Origin of the sequence: Clostridium cavendishii DSM 21758 (assembly GCF_900141845.1) — a bacterium.
GTDB classification, from domain to species: Bacteria; Bacillota; Clostridia; order Clostridiales; family Clostridiaceae; genus Clostridium_AG; species Clostridium_AG cavendishii.
The window spans coordinates 201,646-219,288 of the sequence record NZ_FQZB01000013.1 but is presented as its reverse complement, the minus strand read 5'-3'; the positions used below and the strand labels follow the sequence as shown (position 1 = coordinate 219,288).

The 17,643-nt window shown below is 26.1% G+C and carries 15 protein-coding genes; 7 read left to right on the top strand and 8 right to left on the bottom strand.

What is annotated here, in order from left to right:
- The first annotated feature begins 102 nt into the window (after positions 1-102).
- Entirely contained in the window at positions 103-1,890 is a 1,788-nt protein-coding gene (locus BUB01_RS15890; protein WP_072990140.1) for a tetratricopeptide repeat-containing glycosyltransferase family 2 protein, read from the top strand.
- An 82-nt stretch (positions 1,891-1,972) separates the two neighbouring features.
- Here the strand turns inward: BUB01_RS15890 and BUB01_RS15885 are convergent, their stop codons facing one another.
- The gene (locus BUB01_RS15885; protein WP_072990138.1) at positions 1,973-2,749 is read right to left on the bottom strand and encodes a DNRLRE domain-containing protein; all 777 of its coding nucleotides are present in this window, start codon (positions 2,747-2,749) and stop codon (positions 1,973-1,975) included.
- Positions 2,750-3,037: 288 nt separating this feature from the next.
- Here BUB01_RS15885 and BUB01_RS15880 point away from each other — a divergent pair, with 288 nt between their 5' ends.
- Positions 3,038-4,825 carry a glycosyltransferase gene (locus BUB01_RS15880; protein ID WP_072990136.1) on the top strand — a complete coding sequence of 596 codons (1,788 nt, stop codon included), beginning with the start codon at positions 3,038-3,040 and terminating at the stop codon, positions 4,823-4,825.
- A 210-nt stretch (positions 4,826-5,035) separates the two neighbouring features.
- Here BUB01_RS15880 and BUB01_RS15875 read toward each other — a convergent pair whose 3' ends face one another.
- Both BUB01_RS15875 and BUB01_RS15870 read right to left on the bottom strand, forming a co-directional pair.
- A complete protein-coding gene (locus BUB01_RS15875) occupies positions 5,036-5,338 on the bottom strand; it encodes a hypothetical protein (protein ID WP_072990132.1) in 303 nt (100 codons plus the stop codon).
- A gap of 221 nt (positions 5,339-5,559) precedes the next feature.
- The gene (locus BUB01_RS15870) at positions 5,560-7,287 is read right to left on the bottom strand and encodes a C40 family peptidase (protein WP_072990129.1); all 1,728 of its coding nucleotides are present in this window, start codon (positions 7,285-7,287) and stop codon (positions 5,560-5,562) included.
- A 236-nt stretch (positions 7,288-7,523) separates the two neighbouring features.
- Between BUB01_RS15870 and BUB01_RS15865 the strand changes: the two genes are divergently transcribed.
- From BUB01_RS15865 to BUB01_RS15855, 3 genes are all read left to right on the top strand, one after another.
- On the top strand, positions 7,524-7,949 hold the full coding sequence (locus BUB01_RS15865; RefSeq protein WP_072990127.1) for a MarR family winged helix-turn-helix transcriptional regulator: 426 nt from the start codon (positions 7,524-7,526) through the stop codon (positions 7,947-7,949).
- A gap of 12 nt (positions 7,950-7,961) precedes the next feature.
- The gene (locus BUB01_RS15860; protein WP_072990124.1) at positions 7,962-8,351 is read left to right on the top strand and encodes an HsmA family protein; all 390 of its coding nucleotides are present in this window, start codon (positions 7,962-7,964) and stop codon (positions 8,349-8,351) included.
- 214 nt (positions 8,352-8,565) lie between these two features.
- The gene (locus BUB01_RS15855; RefSeq protein WP_072990122.1) at positions 8,566-8,883 is read left to right on the top strand and encodes a hypothetical protein; all 318 of its coding nucleotides are present in this window, start codon (positions 8,566-8,568) and stop codon (positions 8,881-8,883) included.
- Positions 8,884-9,028: 145 nt separating this feature from the next.
- Here BUB01_RS15855 and BUB01_RS15850 read toward each other — a convergent pair whose 3' ends face one another.
- From BUB01_RS15850 to BUB01_RS15835, 4 genes are all read right to left on the bottom strand, one after another.
- Entirely contained in the window at positions 9,029-9,664 is a 636-nt protein-coding gene (locus BUB01_RS15850; protein WP_278337145.1) for a transposase, read from the bottom strand.
- A gap of 255 nt (positions 9,665-9,919) precedes the next feature.
- Positions 9,920-10,324, bottom strand: a complete 405-nt coding sequence (locus tag BUB01_RS15845; protein ID WP_072990115.1) for a hypothetical protein — start codon at positions 10,322-10,324, stop codon at positions 9,920-9,922.
- A gap of 25 nt (positions 10,325-10,349) precedes the next feature.
- A complete protein-coding gene (locus BUB01_RS15840) occupies positions 10,350-11,612 on the bottom strand; it encodes a glycosyltransferase (protein WP_072990112.1) in 1,263 nt (420 codons plus the stop codon).
- An 88-nt stretch (positions 11,613-11,700) separates the two neighbouring features.
- Positions 11,701-11,892 carry a hypothetical protein gene (locus BUB01_RS15835; RefSeq protein ID WP_072990110.1) on the bottom strand — a complete coding sequence of 64 codons (192 nt, stop codon included), beginning with the start codon at positions 11,890-11,892 and terminating at the stop codon, positions 11,701-11,703.
- A gap of 160 nt (positions 11,893-12,052) precedes the next feature.
- On the opposite strand from BUB01_RS15835, the gene BUB01_RS15830 reads away from it, so the two are divergent.
- Both BUB01_RS15830 and BUB01_RS15825 read left to right on the top strand, forming a co-directional pair.
- Positions 12,053-14,257, top strand: coding sequence for a peptidase domain-containing ABC transporter (locus tag BUB01_RS15830; protein ID WP_072990108.1), 2,205 nt, complete (start codon positions 12,053-12,055; stop codon positions 14,255-14,257).
- Positions 14,257-15,690: a beta-barrel domain-containing protein gene (locus tag BUB01_RS15825; protein ID WP_072990105.1), complete on the top strand. Its 1,434-nt coding sequence runs from the start codon at positions 14,257-14,259 to the stop codon at positions 15,688-15,690. Before BUB01_RS15830 ends, BUB01_RS15825 begins: the two co-directional genes overlap by 1 nt.
- A 379-nt stretch (positions 15,691-16,069) precedes the next feature.
- Here the strand turns inward: BUB01_RS15825 and BUB01_RS15820 are convergent, their stop codons facing one another.
- Positions 16,070-17,488 carry an MDR family MFS transporter gene (locus BUB01_RS15820; protein ID WP_072990215.1) on the bottom strand — a complete coding sequence of 473 codons (1,419 nt, stop codon included), beginning with the start codon at positions 17,486-17,488 and terminating at the stop codon, positions 16,070-16,072.
- Positions 17,489-17,643 lie beyond the last annotated feature (155 nt).

Sequence of the window (17,643 nt, the reverse complement as noted above, 5' to 3'; positions counted from 1 at the left end):
ATTTTATTTGTACACACATAATATGGAGTGTATGATATATTTTGGATAAAGATTGAAATTCAAAATATTTATTTAGCAATTATATAATATAGAGGGAGTTTGATGAAAAACACAATAAGCTTATGTATGATTGTAAAAAATGAAGAAGAGTATCTTGCAAAATGTTTAAATAGTATTAAGGATTTAGTAGATGAAATAATTATAGTTGATACAGGTTCTAAAGATAAGACAGTAAAAATAGCTAAGAAATTTGGTTCTAAAGTTTACCATTTCAAGTGGAACAATAATTTCAGCGAAGCTAGAAATATATCATTAGGGTATGCTACTAAGGATTGGATACTTATATTGGATGCGGATGATGAATTTAGTGAAGAGGCAAGGGTAAATTTCAAAAAATTACTAAATGGGAAGTTGGATGAAAAAGCAATATATTATTTTGAAACTCTAAGTTATTGTGGTAGAAGTGTTGAAGAAGGAACTGTGGTTACAAATTTAAACCCACGTTTATTTAAGAATAAGAGAGGAATTCACTATGAAGGAGAAGTTCATAACCAACTAATATATACTAGTCAAGAATATAACGTAGTTGAAGACTCTATAAAGATACATCACTATGGTTACTTAGATAAAAGAATTATTTCTCAGGATAAAAGAAATAGAAATATAAAAATTTTAAAGGAGCAAATAAAGAATAATCCTAAGAATTATTTTGCTTACTTTAATTTGGGGAATGAATATTCATCATTAAATGAGTTTAAAAGTGCTTTAGAATGTTACTATAAATCTTATGAAGATTTTAAACCTTCTAGAGGATATAGTTGTGTGTTAATATTAAGGATAGTCATATCAAATTATAATTTAGGAAATTATAATGAAGCTTTTAAGTTTATAGATATTGGACTTAAACATTATCCAAAATGTACGGATTTACATTATTATAAGGCTAATGTATATAAAGAAATAGATAGTCCTGCAATCCAAATAAGAGAGCTAGAAAAATGTTTAGAACTTGGAGAACCACCTTCAGATTTGAAATTTATACATGGAGTAGGTAGCTTTAAAGCAAGTTATGAGCTTGGAAATGCGTATATGAGACTTAGAGATTATGATACTGCATATAAGTATTATATTGAAACACTTAAAACAAAGCCTGATTATATTGATCCTTTATATAAAATAATATATATATTAAAGCTACAAAATCTATCGATAGAGGATTTTAAAGCAACAGTAGAAAAATTCTTCGGTGAAAATATTAAAAACGCATATGGCACTATTGCAGATTTATTTTGTAATATAGAATATTATGAAACAGCGCTAGAATATATAAAAAAATGTGAACAAGAGGGAAATACTACAGAAAGTACTTATGTATTAAAAGCTATATGTCTTATGAGAAGTGGTAAGTTTGAAGAATATATTAATGTTGAGAGTATAGGTGAAAATAGTATTCATTATGTGGCCTTTTCAATGTATAAAGTTTTAAGCGCTTTGATAATTAATAAATATGAATATGCAGAATCTACAATAGATAAATTTAAAAAAATTAATTTAAAAGAATCTGATAAAAAAGTTTTAAGTATATATACACAATTAGTAAATTTATTTCTAAAGAAACCAACCAATATAATATCAGAATCAAAAAATGAAAAAGAGTTGATAAATATAATTTTAGATATCTGTGAGATTTTATTGATGAATCAAAAAAATGATGAATTTGAAATAGCTGTTAATTTATTTAATTTAATAGAGAATGATTGTGCATTACTTTGTGTTGGAAAACTTTATAATAAGTATGGATATACTGATATTGCTAAAAAGGAAATCTTACGTTCTATAAAAGAGTTCGAAGTATATGATGTTGAAGCATTAGATATATTAAAATTATAAGAAAGCCTCCCATTAATTTGAAATATGATATTAATGGGAGGCCTTTTTAATCTACAATGGATTTTTATATAATTTTTATAAGCTATCCTAAATAAGAACCATAGAAGTTTATTGTTTCAGAATCGCAAGCAGATTCTTTTGGAATGATTGCTAAATTGTAAATTTTATCTATATTTATTGAGCTAGTATTTTTAGAATTATCATATTGATCAGCAATATAGTAAGAATCTATATGCCCTGATGGGTTTCTTTGAACATCGACATTTACAACTGCGTTATATATTGAATCTGGGGCAACAGTTCCAGTTACTTGTATTCTTTTTAAAGTTGCATCTTTATAATCATTGCAACAACAGCAATCAAAGGTTATTTTTAAGAATGGAATAAGGTATTTATCTGTACATTTTGCTGAACCAAAATGTAGAAGAGAGTTTTTCTTTTTACCATAGAGCATTAAACTTGTGTTAATAGAGCTATTTTCAAGCCAAGCTTCGACAAATGAAGTGATTGAAACTGTTACAACTGCCTCAGTAGTAAAAGGAAAAAATTCCTGCTTTAGTTCATGATTTATTTCGGGGTAATTATTGTAGTTTGTAAATGAACTAAAATATCCGTTTAATCCATATATTCCAAAAGCTTTATTATCACAATTATAAAATTTATCTGTTTTAAACAATACAAGTTCTGCAGAACGAATTACAGCATTACAAGGTACAGCAGAAATATCGAAGAAAAGATAACTCAAATAATTATAGCATCCATCATTACCAACAGATAAAACGGCATTATTTATAGACATATTAGGATACTTATTAGTTATTGTAATACTTTTAGCTGCAGGAATAATTAAACTAGACATATTTTTAATCACCTATCTTAAATTTTATCTAATTATAATATAGTAATATTTATACAAGCTGTGATAAGAATTTTAAATTCCAAGATAATAATATAAATTTTGAGTTATTAAATTATGAAAATATAATATATCTTGATTTAGTATATGATTTATAATAATAAAATAATACTAAATGTATGTAGTAATTAATTAATCACATTAAAATATGGCGTACATAAAATGGAATATGAGATAAACTTTTTAAATCCTAAATGTTTATTGAGTAAGAGTATATATAGAGGAAGTTTAATGAAAAATACAATAAGTTTATGTATGATTGTAAAAAATGAAGAAGAATATCTTCCAAAATGCTTAAATAGTATCAGTGATATGGTTGATGAAATAATCATAGTTGATACAGGTTCCAAAGATAAAACAGTAAAAATAGCTCAAAAGTTTGGTGCTAAGGTTTATTATTTTAAGTGGAACAATAATTTTAGTGAGGCTAGAAATGAATCATTAAAATATGCCAATAAAGATTGGATACTTATATTAGATGCGGATGATGAATTTAAGAATGAAGATAAAGAGAAACTTAAAATATTGATAAATGGAGAATTAGACGAAGAAGCAGTATATTACTTTGAAACTCTGAGTTATTATGGGGATAGTATTGAAGAGGGAAATATTAATGCAAATTTAAATCCAAGATTATTTAAAAATAATTGTGGGATTCATTATGAAGGAGAAGTGCATAATCAATTAATTTGTATAAATGATGAAAAGAATGTAATTTATGATGATATAAAAATATATCATTATGGATATTTGAAAAAGAGAATTGTTGACCAAGATAAGAGAAGCAGAAATATGAATATTTTAAAACAACAAATAAAAAATAATTCTAATAATATATTTGCCTATTTCAATTTAGGAAATGAATATTTAGCATTAGATGAATTTAAAAATGCTTTAGAATGTTATTATAAAGCCTATGAAGATTTTGATCCACGTAGAGGGTACAGCCATGTATTAATACTAAGGATAATAGTTTCAAACTATAATTTAAAAAAATATAATGAGGCATTTAAATTTATAGATATTGGAGTTAAGTATTATCCAAATTGTACAGATTTATATTTTTATAAAGCACTTATATATAATGAAATGGATAGACCAACCCTTCAAATAAGGGAATTGGAGAAGTGTATTGAACTTGGTGAACCACCTTCAGATTTAAGGTTTATATATGGAGTAGGGAGTTTTAGAGCTAGGTATGAACTAGGAAATGTTTATATGAAACTTAAAGATTATGACACTGCATATAAATATTATATTGAAGCAATAGAATTAAAAGAAGATTATATTGATGCTTTATACAAAATAGCATATATATTAAGGATAAAAAATACACCGTTAAAAGAGTATAAAGAAATAATAGAAAACTTTTTTACTAAAAGTATTAAGGATTCTTATGGTATAATTGCAGATATATTTTATACCGTAGGTGAATATCCGACTACATTGGAATATATAAAAAAATCAGAAAAAGAGGGAATCTCTACAGAAAATAATATTATATTAAAGGCAATATGTCTTATAAGAAGTGGTAGATTTGAGGAATATCTTAATATTAATGATGTAGATGAAAATAATAATAAATATGTAGTCCTTTCAATGTATAAGATTTTAAGTGCCTTAGTAATAAATAAATATGATTATGCAATAACAATGTTAAAAAGATTTAAAGAATCTAATTTGACAGGAGCAGATAAAAATATTCTAAAAGTATATAATCAATTAATAAATTTGTTCACAAAACAACAAACAGCTATAATATCAGAAAGTAAAAATGCAATAGATCTTATAAATATAATTTTAGATATTTGTGAGATATTATTAATGAATAAAAAATTTGATGAGTTTGAAATAGCTGTTAATCTATTCAACTTAATAGAAAATGATTGTGCTCTACTTTTGGTTGGAAAGTTATATTATAAATATGGGTATATTGACATTGCTAAAAAAGAAATATTAAGATCAATAAAAGAGTTTGATGTATATGATGCAGAAGCACTTGATATATTAAAAGTATAAGAAAGTACGTTTAATTAGGATTAAGGGACTGTATCTGATTGAGCAAAATGCTCAATCAGATACAGTCCCTTTTTTGAAAGATTGATTTAGTTTTAACGAATCCCTTAGACTTTGAATATAAAATTCAAAATAAATAATATATAAAAGATGTATTAAATTCATTCTTAAATTAATTTAATACATAATCTTTATGAAGTTAATATATTATAATTACTTTAGAGAGTAGTTATAATTTAGAGTTCCGGTTGCTCCAAACATTTCTGCAGGTTCAATACATAGAGTGAAAGTTGAGGTAACTGCTTGAGCTACACTACTAGTAGTAAATATAATTGTTTTATAGAAAGTCTTTGAAACACCAGTAGCACTACCATCAGCAACAGTAGTAGTAACTCCAATATGAAAATAAGCTTCAGTCGGATGTCCTGGCTCAGTAACTGGAACATTTACTTTGAAGTCAACAAGTTTAGCGGAGCTGGTTTTTGGGGAATCAAAATCTACTGAAAGATTAGCCATATTAAATACATCTCCTTAATCAAAAGATTTCAAATGTTATCTAATTATAATATAGTAATGTTTCTGTAAAATGTGACAAAATTTTTAGTAAATGAAGATATATTATGTTGAATTAAGAAAATTTATTGATTAGAGATTCGATGGGCTGAAGAGTATGTTTATTTTAATGAAAAATAATAAAAATCGCTATTTTTAAAACTAATAATAGCGATTTTTATTATTTAATTTAATATTCTACGAGCTCTTGAAACTTTATTCCAAGGAACAGCTGTAATTCTTACTTTACTTTTAGAGTTTGGAGCTTCTAACCATTGACCATTTCCTACATACATACCAACATGGTTCAAGTCAGAATAGAAAATTAAGTCACCAGGTCTTAAATTATTTAAAGATACTTCTGAGCCGTTACTTATTTGATCCCAAGTAGTTCTACCTATATTAATGCCTATTTGTCTAAAGCTCCATTGCATTAGACCAGAACAATCAAAGGCTTTATAGCCTTTATTGAAGACACTAGGATCAACATTGTAGATACCTCTTGCAGCTTCAGAAGGGAAAGTATTTTTCAATCGTTGTATTAATTCAGGTGTTAATAATTCTCCTGAGCCACCAAATATATAAGGTGATCCTATTTGACTTTTCATAACATTTAAAAGAGCTTCATAATTTTTTGAAACTGAAGCATTAGAGTTACTTGAATTAGAATTATCTGAACCTGTATATTTTTTTATGTATTGTTTATTAGCATAACCAGTTTTATCTTTATAAATTACTTTATACCAATCACCCATGTCAGATAAAATAGTTACCTTCTCATTTGAAGCTATATAGGCTAAAGTATTGCTAGCACTTGAGGTATTTGGTTGAGTTCTTAATCTAAGATTTGTACTTACATTATAAACAATACCAATTTGTGTTTCGTTATTAGTGTTTGGTTTAGATGGTGTAGAATTATTTGTGTTATTATTGTTATTATTATTGTTATTATTATTGTTATTATTAGAACCATTATTTTGTGTGTTTGAATTATTATTAGAACTATTGTTAGGAGATGAATTTTCTATTATTTTAACATAATCAGAACTTATATAACCATCAACATTGTTAAAGGCAATCTTGTACCAGTTACCACTCTTTGCTTTGATAGATACGTTACAGCCATTTGTTAAATAGCCTATTATTGAAGAGTTAATATCTGCAGCTTGTCTTACTCTTAGTGTTGAGGAGACATTCATAACTTGTCCACTTGAAGCACTAGGTTTTTCAGTACTTGTATTAGGTGTAGATGGCACAGAATTATTATTAGTGTTAGTATTTGGGGTAGATGGTGTACTATTAGAAGATACTTCTTTCACATAATCTTTAAAAATATAACCTTTTTTATTTCCTTTTTCTATTTGATACCAATCACCATTAATACCTTTAATTATGAAGTTTTCTCCATTATTTAAATAACCTACAATAGAAGAGCTAATATTAGCGCCTTGTCTTATTCTTAATGTTGAAGAAACATTTATAACTTGGCCGTTTGAATTTTTTGCAACTTCAGTGTTAGTAGGTGGTTTTATAGAGTTAGTAATATTGTTGTTTGATGAAGAGTTTATGTTGTTAGAATCTAATCTTTTCACGTAATCTTTAAAAACATAACCATTTTTATTATTACTTTCGATTTCATACCAATCACCTTTAATGCTTTTAATCGTGAAATTATCACCATTAACTAAGTAGCCTATGATAGAAGAGTTGATACTAGCATCTTGTCTTATTCTTAAGTTAGTAGAAACGTTAACAACTTGTCCTTTTGCGATAGAGCTTTGTTCTATAGTTTTAGCGTTTGTAATATCTTTATTATTTAAAGGTTCGGCAGAAACCTTTTTATCTAAGCTTGCTAGACAAGCACAACTTGCGGAAGTTACTATAAGTAACTGTGCAATTTTCTTTCTATTCATCACGATCACTTCCAATTTAAAATTTATTTTAATATAATTATAACTTATTTTATTACAAATGTCATAAATTTTTGTAAATGAGGTAATTTTCTTAGGATTTATATGAATTTTAAAAAATATTATTCATTAAATTAATAATATTTTAGTTTTTATAAGTAATAGACATAATAATTGTATTGACGATAACATAATAATAAATTAAAATTAGTTTGCATACAAACCAATTGGAGGTCGAAATGAATAAAAATTTTAATGCATTTAAAATGGCTATGCTTATAAAAGAGATGTATTCAAAAACAACATGTTTAATGAGTGATAATTTAAAAGATAGTGGGCTTACGCATCAACAAATTGTAGTTATTAAATTAATAGCTCATAACAAGCAAATGACAATAAGTGAACTTTGTGAAGAAATGAGTTTGTCTAAAGGAACTGTTTCAGGAATAGTACAAAGACTGGAAAGGGGTGGATATTTAGAAAAATTCAAAAGTGAAGAAGACAAAAGAAATACCTATGTTAGATTTTCGAAAAATGGTTTAAAATTTGCAAATGATTTTAGGCAGAATATAAATGAGAGCTTTGAAAAAATATTCGAGAATTGTACAAATGAAGAGTTAGAGGAAATGATAAAAAGTTTAACAAAGATTTTAAATAAAATCTAGGAGGATAAAAGAATGAGTATTCTATTAATATTTGCAATTATATCAATAACACTAGCATTAGTATTTTATACTATTGGTGTTTGTGGTGAACATAGAGCTAAGGTTTTAAGGAAAAAACATGTTATTATATTTTGGTTAGGTTTAGTTTTGGATACTTTAGGGACAACGGCTATGAGTAAAATTGCTAAAACAGCAAATGCTTCTGGTAATGAAGTCATGATACATGGAATAACGGGTGCATTAGCTATTATATTAATGTTAATACATGCTGTTTGGGCAAGCTATGTTCTTTATAAAAATGATGAAAAAATGAAAAAAATATTTCACAAGTTTAGCTTAGTAGTATGGTTTATATGGTTAGTTCCATATTTAGTTGGAGCATTCATGGGAATGGCTAAATAGAGATAAAAAGACTTCTTTACTTGGTTTTAGTGAAGAAGTTTTTTTGCATTGATTAGTTGACTAGATTATGTTTATTAATTTATCAATTTAAATATAACTTTTATTATTCAAATTAATAGTTATAGGATATATATAATGCATATTAGATAAAATGAAGATTATATTATTTGTTACATGGTATAATAATGTAAATAAAGAAAAAAGAGGTGTGTTTATGATAATAATAGATAGAGAAAAGTCATATTTTGATAGGTTAAGAAAATATAAAATAATGTTAGATGATACATGTATAGGAACTATATGTTCAGATGAAAAAATGTCATTTGAAATTCCAGAAGGAAATCATACTATTTATATGAAAATAGATTGGTGTAGAAGTAATAAAATTAATTTTTATATGAAAGAAAATAGTACAATAAAATTTGAATGTGGAAACAATATACATAGTTCTTGGAGAGGATTCATTTGTTTTGTATATATATCGATTCTTAGAACTAAATATTTATATATAAATATAAAACAATTCAATTAGGGTAAAATATTATAACTTGCTTAGGTGTTAGTGTCATATTTGTAACAACAAATATATAATTGAAACACATCTGACCTTCTGGTTTTTTTATTTTAACAACAACTCTACGTTCTTTATAGCAAGAGGATGAATTATACTTAAACTCTCAATATAGCACCTTATAATCGTAGATATTATCTTTACATTCTCTAATCATTATATCAGTTATTTCAGAAGCTTTTGTATACAGTGTTTTATAAGCTTTTAATCTTATAGTATAAAAAGTATTATTATCTTCAATAAAGTTGTATAATTCGAGTGTGGCAAAGCTACTATCAGCTCTAACAAACCTGAATACAAACTTATATTTATTAACATATTTCTTTAAAATAGGTCCTAAAAATCTAGTTACTTGTCTTGAAGTGTATACATTACCAGACCTAAGTTCGGCTTTTATACAATTGCCTGTTAATCGATCAAAAGCTAGTAATGGATGATATCCATTAGAAGAATAATGGTAATTATAATTTGAAGCATATTGATTACCATAGGTTTTACAATTAGTTGAATTTAAATCGATTAATATTTGTTCAGGCATTTTAATAGAATTCACTTTATCTTGTAATATTTCATTGCATGAGTGTAATTGCTTAACGATATCAGTATTTAATCTATTATTAAATCTTAAAAATGTTGATTGTGAAGCTAAAGATTCTTTACCGAGAACTGCCTTAAATGTAGGATCTATTGTTAATTCATCTGCGTTATCATCTGTATGATAGCCTGCTATATTTTGATATATTTTTTTGAATAGATATATTTAGAGTTATATAAATATGAATATTTTTTATTTTTCTATGAATAATTCAGGTTTATTTAAATACTGACCTACTATAAACTTTAAATAGAATATTAAAAGATTTTCCACCATCATCAGAAAAATTACTAGAATGCTACAAAATAAAAAATAGCCCACTTTTTGGAGGGCTATTTTAAAATCTACAATATATTCAATTGGTACTACGTATTTTTCTGTACCAATTCAATTTTATTAAATTTATTGTAGTTTTAGGATTAAGTTAGACATTTCTAAAGCTTGAGTATATTCTTTTTCATTATTGCAAATAAAAATCATAGTATCATTATTTTTTGCTGTTTTAATAGTAATAATAGATTCAGTATCATTTTTTTCAACATTAAAGGACGTTATATCTTTAACATCAATAGTTTCTTTATTTTCAGTTTCAGGTAAACCTCCCCATGTTGAATAACCAGTTGCATCTATATATAAAATACTTTCAGTAAGGGTTAGTTTGAAATCATTTGTTATTCGTCCGCCAACTCCACCGAGTCCAGCAACAAGTAAATTTGCTATAAAGTTAGACATTACCTTTGATTTTGTTATTTCTTTATGTGATTTTACTATACAAAGTACTTCTGTGCATTCATTTAAATTATTCATATTTATATAATCCTCCTTTTAAAACTTAAGATTTTAAATAGTAAAAATTTAATATATCATCAATTTTATGTTTTATTATGGATAAGTCTTTTATCACTAAGTTAATATCTTCTGTACACTTTAATTTTTTAAACATACTAAAAGCTAAGTCATAATTTCTTGTAGTGAAATATACCCATCCCCACAAAGAAAATAAATGATCAGCATTATTATTTATTAATGAGAATGAATCTTCTATATTAGATACTTTTTTTATACTTGAACTATTTATACTTGCTAGATGAGTTATCATATTCATATATCTTTTTAGTAAATCAAAGTAGTATCTGTCCATACAATTTGAATTATGTTCTTTACATTGTTCTAGATATTGATAAAAACAATCTGTATTTTCAAAATCTAATTCCATTAATTTTATTAAAATTCCTATTTTGAAGTTTTCAGGGTCATCGTATGAATAATTAAGCCCCTTTAATAAAATGCTTTTTATATAATCTTTAGGCATTTTTAAAAAAATGGAATCCCTAGCTAAAAAATAATACCATCTGATATTTTCTGGCTCTATTTCAATCATTTTTTTTAATAAATGGACATTTCTATTATACTTATCTTTTGAAATTATGATATTTTCCATATATCCATCATGATAAAGCTTTACATTAGGGATAATATAGTTTTTAATAGTAGCATTTTTATATCTTAATTCCTCATGAACCATTCCAAAATATTTAAAATCAGAAGTTCGTTTAAAAATACGTTTTGTTATAAAATATTCTCTTTTTGTATGATCTATTATTTTAGGACTTATCACTTTAGGCTCAATATCAAGAGTATCAATAATATTAATAAAGTTTTTTAATACTATTTGATCATTCAACTCTAAAAATTCATCAGCATCTATTTGAAAAATCCAATCACAACTAGACAAATTTATTAGTTCGTTTCTAATATAAGAAAAGTCATTTTCCCAAGAGCGCATAAATAATTTAACTGCAGGAAATTTACTTGATATTATATCAATAGTCTTATCTGTAGAACCAGTATCTATTATTATTATTTCATCAGCTATGTTTTCAATGCTTTTAATACATCTAGATATACATCGTTCTTCATTAAACGTCATAATTACAACTGACAAAGATACACTTTTTTTTATGGATTCTAATGAATTATTAATAAATAATTCATCATCTTTTTTTGATAACAATATTTCATTTATATCATTAGAGCACTCTTCTATATTATTGAAAAATATATCATTTAATATTAAAGCATTTTCATTATTCACTGTATTACAACTCCTAAATAAAAATAAGATTTGTATAAAAAAAAACCTATATTTTTATTTAGGAAACATAGGTTTTTTTCATTAAATGTTATCTATGAGTACAGCTAGAGCCACTACCAGAGCCGCCACCAGACACTGAAGAACCACCTGCCCATTTCCAAGCTTCATATACACTGCTAAGTCCACCAAAGCCTGAGCCTGGACGAATCCATCCTCCATCAATTTTTTCTAAATCTTCATTTGAAAGTGCGTTTAAAACTACATTCTTTCTATTATTCATTATATGTATCCCTCCATTTATTGTACTTCATTCAAATTATAACATATATTTTTAATTTTTTCCATATAAATTGTTGATTTTTGTAATTTTTTATATTTAAATAATATTATCGTTAAGAATATTTAATTGTTAAAAATATTTTAGGAGGTTTTTAATTAGAATGTTAAAAAAATATTATTGTATAAGGCAACATGACTATAAAGATTGTGGTTGCGCATGTTTAGCAACAGTATGCAAACAGTATGGCTTAAAATATCCAATATCTAAAATAAGAGAACTTGCTGGAACTGATAAACAAGGGACCAGTGCATTAGGTATTATAAAGGCATCCGAGAAACTTGGATTTACAGCTAAAGGAGTGAAAATTAATGAACTTAAAGATATCTTTAGTGAATTTCCATTACCAGCTATAGCACATGTAATTATTGATGAATCTTTTCTTCATTATGTTGTTATACATAAAATAACTAAAAACGAAATACTAGTAGCTGATCCAGGTAGAGGTATTATTAAATATAAATTAGAAGAATTCTTTGAAATTTGTACGGGTGTATTAATTCTAATGACACCAACAACAAAGTTTACAAAAGGAAATGAAACTAAAGGTTTATTTAGTAGATTCATGTCATTATTAAAACCTCAAAAGAAACTTTTAATTAATATATTTTTATCATCAATACTTATAACTATTTTAGGTATAGGTGGTTCGTTTTATTTTAAATTTTTATTAGATGACATAGTGCCAAATAACCTAACAACAACACTACATATTTTTTCCATAGGAATAGTGGTTCTTACAATATTTCAGGTATTAACGCAAGCCTTTAGAACTCAACTTTTAATACATTTAGGTCAAAAACTTGATATTCCATTAATGCTTGGTTATTACGATCATGTCATAAATCTTCCAATGAACTTTTTTGGTACAAGAGAAGTTGGAGAGATTATTTCAAGGTTTAATGATGCGTCTAAGATAAGAGATGCCATATCAGGGGCAACGTTAACTATGATGATAGATACATTCATGGTTATTATAGGAGGTATAATTCTTTACAATCAAAATTATACATTATTTGCCATAACTATAGTTCCTGTTATTCTTTATGGAATAATTGTTTTTAGTTTCAAGAAGGCAATTGAAGTAGTAAATAGAGAGACTATGATAAGTAATGCAAAGCTTACATCTTATCTAGTAGAATCATTAAACGGAATAGAGACAGTTAAAGCTTTTAATGCTGAAAGAGAAGTAAATCTTGAAACTGAAAAAAGATTTGTTAAGCTTATAAAAAATGTATTTAAAAATGGATGGATAAACAATCTACAAGGATCTTTAAAGGGTGGTATAAAATCAATATTTGCTATAGTAATTCTTTGGCTTGGAGGTATGCAAGTTTTAAAAGGAAATCTATCTATTGGAGAGCTTTTAACTTTTAATGCACTACTAGCGTATTTCTTAACACCAATTGAAAACATCATAAACTTACAACCAATGCTTCAAACTGCTGTGGTTGCAGGAGAAAGACTTGGAGAAATCCTAGATTTAGAGCTTGAAAAGAGCGTAGATGAAGATAAGAAGATAAATCCTAATTCTTTAAAAGGAGTTATTGAATTTAAAGGTGTAGATTTTAGATATGGGACAAGACAATTAGTTTTAAAAGATATTAATTTAGAAATTAAACAAGGTGAAAAGATAGCATTAGTTGGAGAAAGTGGTTCTGGTAAAACAACTTTTGCTAAGATTCTTATGAAGTTTTATGAACATGAAAAAGGTGAGATTTTACTTAGCGGATATAACATTAAAGATATTAATATAGAAGCTTTAAGAGATAAAATAGCTTATATATCACAAGAAACCTTTTTATTCAATGGCACTATTATAGAAAATCTTTCACTTGGTAATCCATATTTAACTTATGAAGAAATAATAGAAGCTTGTAAAAAGGCTCAAATACATGACTTTATAAATTCATTGCCTTTAAGATATAATACTATGATCGAAGAAAATGGTTCAAATTTCTCTGGTGGACAGAAACAAAGGTTATCTATTGCTAGAGCAATTCTTAGAAAGCCAGAAATATTAATAATGGATGAGGCTACTAGTAGTTTAGATTCAATAACAGAAAAAGCTATTGAAAAGACTATGAATGAATTTAGTGAAGGAATAACAACTATAGTAATAGCTCATAGATTAAGCACTATTATGCGTTGCGATACTATTTATGTTATGGACAAGGGTGAAATTAAGGAAAAAGGTAGTCATAGTGATTTGTTAAGATCAGGTGGTATGTACTATGCATTATGGAAAGACCAACTCCCTGAAGTCTACTTAGAAGAAATAGCAGCAACTAAGGAGGTGGCGAAGTAATGAAATTTGTAGTTCAAAACATTAATGATATTACAGATAGTAGAGAGTTACTAGAATCAAAGCCACACCGTTTTACAAGTATATTTGTTTATCTTGTATTATCTTTAATATGTGCAGCACTAATATGGTGTTGGTTCAGTGAAAAAGAAATAGTTGTAAAAACAAATGGTATTATAAGACCTAGTGGAGAAATAAATAAGGTCGCCAATATGGCTTCTAGTAAAATAGACTCTATTAAATTTAAAAATGGTCAAACAGTAAAGAAAGATGATATTTTGTATACTTTAGATCATTCAGAGATAGATTTACAAAAAAAATCTATTGAAACTAAAATTGAAAATTTAAATCAAGATATAGAAAATCTAAAGAAACTTAAAACCTCTATTTCAGATGGTAAAAACTATTTTGATAAAGATAATGATAAGGAAAAAGATTATTATAATAAATACTTAAATTATGAAAAAGGAAATAGTATTTCACTTTCAGATTCTAATACGATTTTAAGTTCAAAAAATGATATAAATTCAAAAATATCATTATATACACTATTAAAAAAATCTATAAATGAAGGTAAAAACTATGTTGAAGCAGATACCCTAGTATCTGATCAGTATAAAAACTATAATCTTTCAGAAAAACAACTTGAAGATAAGATTAGTGAATTACAAAAGTCTTATGATAGCTTAAAGGCAAAAAATACTGATAATGATACCCTTAACCAAGCAGAAAATTTACTTAAGACTTCTAAAAACGATTTAGAGAAATTTAAAAGTGATTATAACTTAAAGATTTCTCAGACTATCGAAGAATTAAAAACTAAGAATAATGATTTAGATAGTAACTTAAATAAAATTAATGATAGCAATAATTTAGCTAAAGATAAAAATAAAACTACTATATTAGTTCAAGTTGACGATGCTTTAAAAGCAAGTAATGAAAAGCTAAAAGATATACAAGACAATTTGAAAGTAATTGATACTAATATTGATAAGTGTACAGTTAAAGCTCCAAGTGATGGTGTTTTAGATACATTGGCTGATTTAAATATAGGTGATATTGTGCAAGCTGGAGCTGTAGTTGCAAATATATTACCAGATAAAGCAAAGTATAAAGTTGATTTATATATAGCTGATAGAGATATAGCTAACATAAAGTCCGGACAAGCTATAAAATACAGTTTTCCATCATTACCTTATAAAGAATATGGATTCTTAAATGGTAAGATAGAAAAAATAAGTGCTGATTCTAAAGTGAATAAATCAAGTGGAATTAGTTTTTATACTGCTGAAGCATATATTGATTCCAACAAAGTATATAGCCATAAAGGTGAAGAATCAGAAATAAAAAATGGGATGACATGTGAAGCACAAATTATAACTAGAAAAGAAAAGATGCTTTATTATTTATTAGAAAAATTAAATCTTAAAGATTAAGAATAAGAATGTTTTAATTCTAGATCATATTTAATAATATTATTGTTAAAATAGACAATGATGAAACTTTAGTAACTTTTATAATCATTGTCTATTTCAGCATGAAGAGTATTTTATTTTAATATAAAATATTAAGATAAGTCATAAAAAATAAGTGATGATAATTGTTGTACATTTGTTATCACTATTTATTTTTGAAAAAATAATAATCTATACATATATAACAAATGAAAACTTTTTTAAGGAGGTATAAGACTATGTCAAAGAAAATAGGTTTTAAAGAGGTAAGTTTAGCCAAGCTAACACTTGTATAAAGTGAAGATAAAAAGACTTCTTCACTTGGTTTTAGTGAAGAAGTCTTTTTAGTTCATGATTATAATTATTGTGTATTTAATTTATCTTTTTTTAATCTGGTAGCTATAATGAAACTAGCTATAGTTAGAATTATAAGTGTTAAATATACGTTATGAACACCTGTAAAGAAAGCATTTTTTATTTCTAAACTAGAAGTTGCTGATGAGTATATATTTTCGGAAGTTATTCCGTCAATTCCCATTTTTGAAAAATGCTTTGAAATACTTGAGTTAACTATACTACCAAAAATACTTACACCAATGGTTTGTCCTAATGTACGGATAAGAGCATTTGTAGAAGTCGATACACCTCTTTGTTCATATCCAACAGCAGATTGAACCATTATTGTTGTGACAGTAAATATAAAGCCAAAACCAAAGCCCATAATAAAAATAATAATTATTAAATATATCACGGAACTAGATATACTTAAGAATTTTAATAGTATAGATGTAGATATAAGTATTATTAAAGCTGATAGAATCACCTTTTTTTCTCCATACTTAGGAAGAGCTTTAGACAATATAACTGAACTAAGTAGCCAAGCTATTGACATAGGTCCCATAATAACACCAGCTATAGTTGGGCTAAAGCCAAGAACATTTTGAGTATAAATAGGAGTATATGCTTCAATACCCATTAAAATTGATGATGTTAAGAAGGCTATAATGTTTGCTATAATTGTTGCTCTAGTAAATATAGAAAATGGAACTAATGGATCCTCAGCTTTATTTTCTACAAAGTAAAAAATAACTAAAGATATTATTAATGTAAATAAGCAAGATATTTTTAATGTTGCATTATTTAAAAATACTCCAAACAATACAGAAACAATAGAAATTGTTAAAAGTAAAGCTCCTAAATAATCTATCTTAGGTTTTGTATTACTTAAAGTTTCAGTAAGATTTTTATTTAATAGGAAAATTGATAATAAACCAAATGGAACATTTATGAAGAAAATCCAATGCCATGAAAGATAGTCTATTAAAAAGCCTCCTAAAAATGGTCCAATCAAGCTAGCGATACCCCATACTGTACTCAACCAACCTTGTATTTTGGTCCTTTGCTCAATACTAAATGTATCACCTATTATAGTATAAGTAATTGTTAATATTGCACCAGCACCCAAACCCTGAATTAAACGAAAGATTATAAGTTGAAACATATTTTGGGAAAATCCACATAGAGAACTACCGAAAATAAATATTAAGATACCAATAGAAAGCATTTTCTTTCTACCGTATAAATCAGATAGTTTACCATATATAGGTGTAGAGATAGCTGAGGTTAAAAGATAAGCTGAAAATATGAAGCTTATTAAGTTAAAACCTTTAAGACTTTTAGCTATTGTAGGCATAGCTGTTGTTACAACGGTACCCTCAAATGCAGCTAGAAACATTGCTACCATAAGTGCAATTACGATATTTCTATTTTTTGAATTCATATAAAACACAACAATAGATATGCTATTGTTGTTAATCACCCCTTTCTTTTTGTAAGAAATTAAAATTAGCAGTTATCATTAAATAATACACCAAAATAATATATTATTTCAACATATATATTATTTAAATATCTGGAAAAGATATATTAGTAAAC